The sequence below is a fragment of the Paenibacillus roseus genome (assembly GCF_016424485.1).
Classification (GTDB): Bacteria; Bacillota; Bacilli; order Paenibacillales; family Paenibacillaceae; genus Paenibacillus_D; species Paenibacillus_D roseus.
Genome location: NZ_JAELUP010000049.1, coordinates 1 through 4,375, shown reverse-complemented (window position 1 = coordinate 4,375; position 4,375 = coordinate 1). Strand labels below are relative to the sequence as shown.

The 4,375-nt window shown below is 28.0% G+C and carries 6 protein-coding genes and 7 tRNA genes; all 13 read right to left on the bottom strand.

Going from position 1 to position 4,375, the window contains the following annotated elements; genetic code table 11:
* Positions 1-91 precede the first annotated feature (91 nt).
* On the bottom strand, positions 92-481 hold the full coding sequence (gene rpsK / locus JFN88_RS26300) for a 30S ribosomal protein S11 (RefSeq protein WP_199019331.1): 390 nt from the start codon (positions 479-481) through the stop codon (positions 92-94).
* Between the two features lie 4 nt (positions 482-485).
* Positions 486-848, bottom strand: coding sequence for a ribosomal protein uS13 (locus tag JFN88_RS26295; RefSeq protein WP_199019330.1), 363 nt, complete (start codon positions 846-848; stop codon positions 486-488).
* A 4-nt stretch (positions 849-852) separates the two neighbouring features.
* A complete protein-coding gene (gene rplF, locus JFN88_RS26290; protein ID WP_199019329.1) occupies positions 853-1,476 on the bottom strand; it encodes a 50S ribosomal protein L6 in 624 nt (207 codons plus the stop codon).
* Positions 1,477-1,488: 12 nt separating this feature from the next.
* Positions 1,489-2,028, bottom strand: coding sequence for a 50S ribosomal protein L5 (rplE, locus tag JFN88_RS26285; protein ID WP_199019328.1), 540 nt, complete (start codon positions 2,026-2,028; stop codon positions 1,489-1,491).
* Between the two features lie 118 nt (positions 2,029-2,146).
* Positions 2,147-2,716: an NADH-quinone oxidoreductase subunit C gene (locus JFN88_RS26280; protein WP_199019327.1), complete on the bottom strand. Its 570-nt coding sequence runs from the start codon at positions 2,714-2,716 to the stop codon at positions 2,147-2,149.
* Between the two features lie 75 nt (positions 2,717-2,791).
* Positions 2,792-2,864: transfer RNA gene (locus JFN88_RS26275), tRNA-Ala, on the bottom strand.
* Positions 2,865-2,891: 27 nt separating this feature from the next.
* A tRNA-Ser gene (locus tag JFN88_RS26270) sits at positions 2,892-2,980 on the bottom strand.
* Between the two features lie 30 nt (positions 2,981-3,010).
* Positions 3,011-3,093, bottom strand: a tRNA-Leu gene (locus JFN88_RS26265).
* 7 nt (positions 3,094-3,100) lie between these two features.
* Positions 3,101-3,173, bottom strand: a tRNA-Val gene (locus tag JFN88_RS26260).
* A gap of 6 nt (positions 3,174-3,179) precedes the next feature.
* Positions 3,180-3,266: transfer RNA gene (locus JFN88_RS26255), tRNA-Ser, on the bottom strand.
* 19 nt (positions 3,267-3,285) lie between these two features.
* Positions 3,286-3,357, bottom strand: a tRNA-Phe gene (locus JFN88_RS26250).
* Positions 3,358-3,380: 23 nt separating this feature from the next.
* Positions 3,381-3,452 (bottom strand) — tRNA-Gln (locus JFN88_RS26245).
* A 77-nt stretch (positions 3,453-3,529) separates the two neighbouring features.
* Entirely contained in the window at positions 3,530-4,282 is a 753-nt protein-coding gene (locus JFN88_RS26240; protein ID WP_199019326.1) for a F0F1 ATP synthase subunit A, read from the bottom strand.
* Between the last annotated feature and the right edge of the window lie 93 nt (positions 4,283-4,375).

Sequence of the window (4,375 nt, the reverse complement as noted above, 5' to 3'; positions counted from 1 at the left end):
TTTTTTACACATATTCTATATAAGTGTCTTTTTTCATTTTGATTAAAAAAATTAAATAAATTAATTCTTATAAAAATAGAAAATTAACAATTTATAAACGTCTTTTTTTTGGTAATCTACATCCATTATGTGGAATAGATGTACGTTCTTCAATTGATGTAATAATCAATTTAGCTTTCACAATTATTTTAATAATAGTTTTTAAAGCATTACGTTTACCAAAACCTGTACCCTTCATTTTAATATCATAAATATTATAACCTAAGTGCATTGCTTTTGAAATAACCTTTTCAGCAGCTGCTCCAGCCGCATACACTGTGGATTTACGAGAATTTTTAAAACCTAATGTTCCTCCTGATTCCCAAAACAAAACATTTCCTAATAAATTTGAAAATGTAATTATAGTATTATTTTTTGTACTTCTTATAAAAATGATACCCTTCTTATGTTCTCGTAATTTAACCGATATCTTTTTTTTCATAAATTTAAACTATATTATTACGTTTTTTATTCATACGACGAGCTGTATGCGCATTTCGATGCGTACGTTGACCTCGAACAGGTAACCCCAAAGTATGACGAATTCCTCGATAACTACCAATATCTATTAATAATTGAATATCTTGTAAACGATAACGTTTAACATCAATTCCCTTTTCATAATTAAATGACAGTAATTGAGATAAACTCGTAATTTTTGCTCCAGGTAAATCACCTAATCGAGTAGTAGGGCAAACACCTAATATATCACAAATTTGTAATGCGTGATGTTTATGAATTCCAAATATATTAGTTAAAGCAAATACTAATTGTTTTTTTTCATTTAAATTTGTGTAATGTAAAAACATAAAATTATTTTTTCTTACCTGTCTTAAATTTTAATTTTTCTGTAGATAATTGAATACCTTTTTGTTTATAAGCTCCAGGTTTACGCAAAGCTCGAATAGAATGAGCTAACTGAGTTAACTGATTTTTTTCTATACCAAATAAACATATTGAAGTAGCAGACTGTACATATGCACGAGCCCCTTCTGGAAGTGTTACTCCTATATCATGACTATAACCCAATTTAAAAGTTAACAATTCATTTAAATATTTTCGACCTGTTGTCATAATATTTTCAAATCCTGTTATTGCTACTCGATAACCAATACCAAAAATATCCAAATATACAAGAAATCCACGACTAACTCCAAAACATTTACTTTCTAATATACTTCTATATAAATGTAAATATGATTTTCGTGTACTCATTACTTTAATAACTATAACACGACGATTCTGATTTCTCTCTAAAAATAAGCCTACTCGGTCTATTCCAAGTAAATTTAATTTATATAAATTAAATCGCGAATAACCCAAAGGACCTATAAAATGTAAACTCCCTCCAGCTGATATAATTTTAACACTTTCAGGTACTTTTACAATACTATTATAATTATAATTAATTATTAATTTGTCCTCTTTAATTGACATATAATTTAAAATTTATTTAATTATCTTCACTGGCAACTGCATAGCACTATATAATAATGAAGCATCTTCTTTTTTTCTTACTTTAGCTATTAAATTTATTCCTATACCTTTGACACCTCGAAATATTTCATAATTACGTTGTAATTCAAAAAATAAATTAAAATTAGTTAATGTAATATCATAATTATTAAAATTCAATTTCTTCTGAGTAAAATTTCTCATTCCTCCAGCTACACTAAATATAAATTTTTCAAAAAACGTATACATTTTATTCTTACGTAAAGTAACGTTACAACCTATTACTTGATTTTGTCGTAATTTAAAACCTGCAATAGATTTCTTTGCTACATTATATTTAACTTTTTGACCAGTAATTAATTCTAATGCAACCATTGAAACAAAAATATTTTTTTTATCAAGAATATATTCTTTAGAAGAATTAGAACAAGTAATTTTATGAAAAGAAGGTAATTCCATTATACTAGTATAATTTTGTTTTAAAATTAAATCCGCAGTCACTCTATTTTTATAATAACATCGACTTAATGTCATAATCTTTATAATTTTTAATTAATATAGCTTCAAAAAACAAAAAAGAACAAAACTTCTAGTTTACTTTATAAAAAGTAAACTAGAAATGTTCACAAATTTTTCATAGAATATAAAAAGGTTACGATGTTTTTTCTATTTGTTCCCAAGGACTATCAAATTCAAAGAATCTGAATTCTTGCGAACATTCAATCGATTCAGTAACTACTCGTTTTTCTGAATCATCATAACGTACTTCTTTATATCCGCTTAATGGAAAATCTTTACGTAAAGGGTGACCTTGAAACCCATAATCTGTTAAAATACGTCGTAAATCTGGATGATTTGCAAAAAAAATTCCAAACATATCCCAAACTTCTCGCTCAAACCAAGCATTTCCAGAATATACTGAAGAACTTGATTCAATACTTGTCATCTCATCAACACAAGTTTTTATACGAATACGACTATTATATTGTACACTCAATAAATTATAGACAACCTCAAAACGTGCTTTTCTTGATGGATAATCTACCGCAGTTAAATCTGCACAAATTTTGTATTGAGTATTCACATGATCACGCAAAAATAATAAAAATGGAATTAAATATTCAGGATAAACATAAAAAATAATTTCATTTCTATGAACCACATGATATTGCACCCATTTTGGAACCATCTTAAGAATAGATTTTGAGAAATTTTGAATCATAACTCCTTTTATTTTGTGCTCTAAAAACCTCTTTATTTTTCATCTTTTATAAATATTTTATTGATAAAAGAATATTGGAGACGACCGGACTCGAACCGACTCTTCATGCGTGCAAAGCACATGTTCTACCAATTGAAACTACATCCCCTATTATAAAAACATAAAAATACAACTTCGGAAGAAATGGGATTCGAACCCATGGTATACATTAGATTATACGCTGATTTAGCAAACCAGTGCCTTCGGCCACTCAGCCATCCTTCCTTTTCATATATATACGTAAATTATCTTTATTACGAGTAGCAGGACTTGAACCCGCAAGATCTCTCGATCACTGAGCCTAAATCAATCGTGTCTACCAATTTCACCATACTCGCATAAAAATGGGCTATAGAGGACTCGAACCACTAACCGCCTCGTTGTAAGCGAGATGCTCTACCAATTGAGCTAATAACCCTAAATTCGGAAAAAAGAGGATTCGAACCCCTGGTATTCTTTCAAATACGCTGGTTTTCAAGACCAGTTCCTTCGACCACTCAGACATTTTTCCTTCAAATATTATAAAATATTGTCTAGAGGTGGATTTGAACCACCGACACAAAGATTTTCAGTCTTTTGCTCTACCCCTGAGCTATCTAAACAGATAAATTTTTTATAGACACAACTGGGATGAAAGGATTCGAACCTTTGAATGTCGGATTCAAATTCCGATGCCTTACCACTTGGCTACATCCCAAATAGATCATTTAAAATTATAGAAAATGTTATTCAACATAAACAAATAATTTTAAAAAATCTAAATATTACATTTAATTAATGAAGGACGATTGATTCATTAATATAAATACAAACTAAAATAGTAAATACGTAAGCTTGTAAACAAGCAACTCCAATTTCTAATCCTGTTAATGCAAAAACAACAACAAAAGGAATTACTGAAGCTACTGCTAAAATACCTCCAACAGATAACATAGTCCAAGCAAATCCACTTAAAATTTTTACTAAAGTATGCCCTGCCATCATATTAGCGAATAAACGCACACCTAAACTAATTGCTCTAAAAGAATAAGATATTAATTCTAAAACAACTAATAAAGGAGCTAAAGCTAATGGCGCTCCTTTTGGTAAAAATAAACTAAAGAAATGTAAACCATGATTATAAAAACCTATTAGTGTTATACCAATAAACATAGAAATAGATAAACCAAAAGTAACTGCAAAATGAGAAGTTGCAGTAAAACTATAAGGGATCATTCCTATTAAATTTGTAAACAATAAAAAGATAAATAATGTAAATATTATTGGAAAATATTGTTGACCTTTTACACTAGTTATTTGTTCTTGAACTAATCCAACTACGAATTCATATATTAATTCAACAACTGATTGCCATCTACGAGGTATTAAGAAACCTCCATTCGTCGTTACTGCACTAAATAAAGTAATTGCTATACTTATTGCAAGTAAAATATATAATGACGAATTTGTAAATGAAAAATATAAATTCCCTATTTTAACCGGAATTATACTAATTATAGTAAATTGTTCTAAAGGTGAGTAAATCATAAATCAAATTTTATTTTCACTTTTCTAATATAATAAAAATAATTTTCTATTATATCTATATAAAAAACATTAATTCATTCATTCAAAATATTA

Excerpts from the sequence above, each read along its gene's own strand:
- rpsK (WP_199019331.1), bottom strand. The coding sequence starts at position 481 with ATGAAAAAAAAGATATCGGTTAAATTACGAGAACATAAGAAGGGTATC.
- JFN88_RS26295 (WP_199019330.1), bottom strand. The coding sequence starts at position 848 with ATGTTTTTACATTACACAAATTTAAATGAAAAAAAACAATTAGTATTT.
- JFN88_RS26240 (WP_199019326.1), bottom strand. The coding sequence starts at position 4,282 with ATGATTTACTCACCTTTAGAACAATTTACTATAATTAGTATAATTCCG.
- JFN88_RS26280 (WP_199019327.1), bottom strand. The coding sequence starts at position 2,716 with ATGATTCAAAATTTCTCAAAATCTATTCTTAAGATGGTTCCAAAATGG.
- rplF (WP_199019329.1), bottom strand. The coding sequence starts at position 1,476 with ATGTCAATTAAAGAGGACAAATTAATAATTAATTATAATTATAATAGT.
- rplE (WP_199019328.1), bottom strand. The coding sequence starts at position 2,028 with ATGACATTAAGTCGATGTTATTATAAAAATAGAGTGACTGCGGATTTA.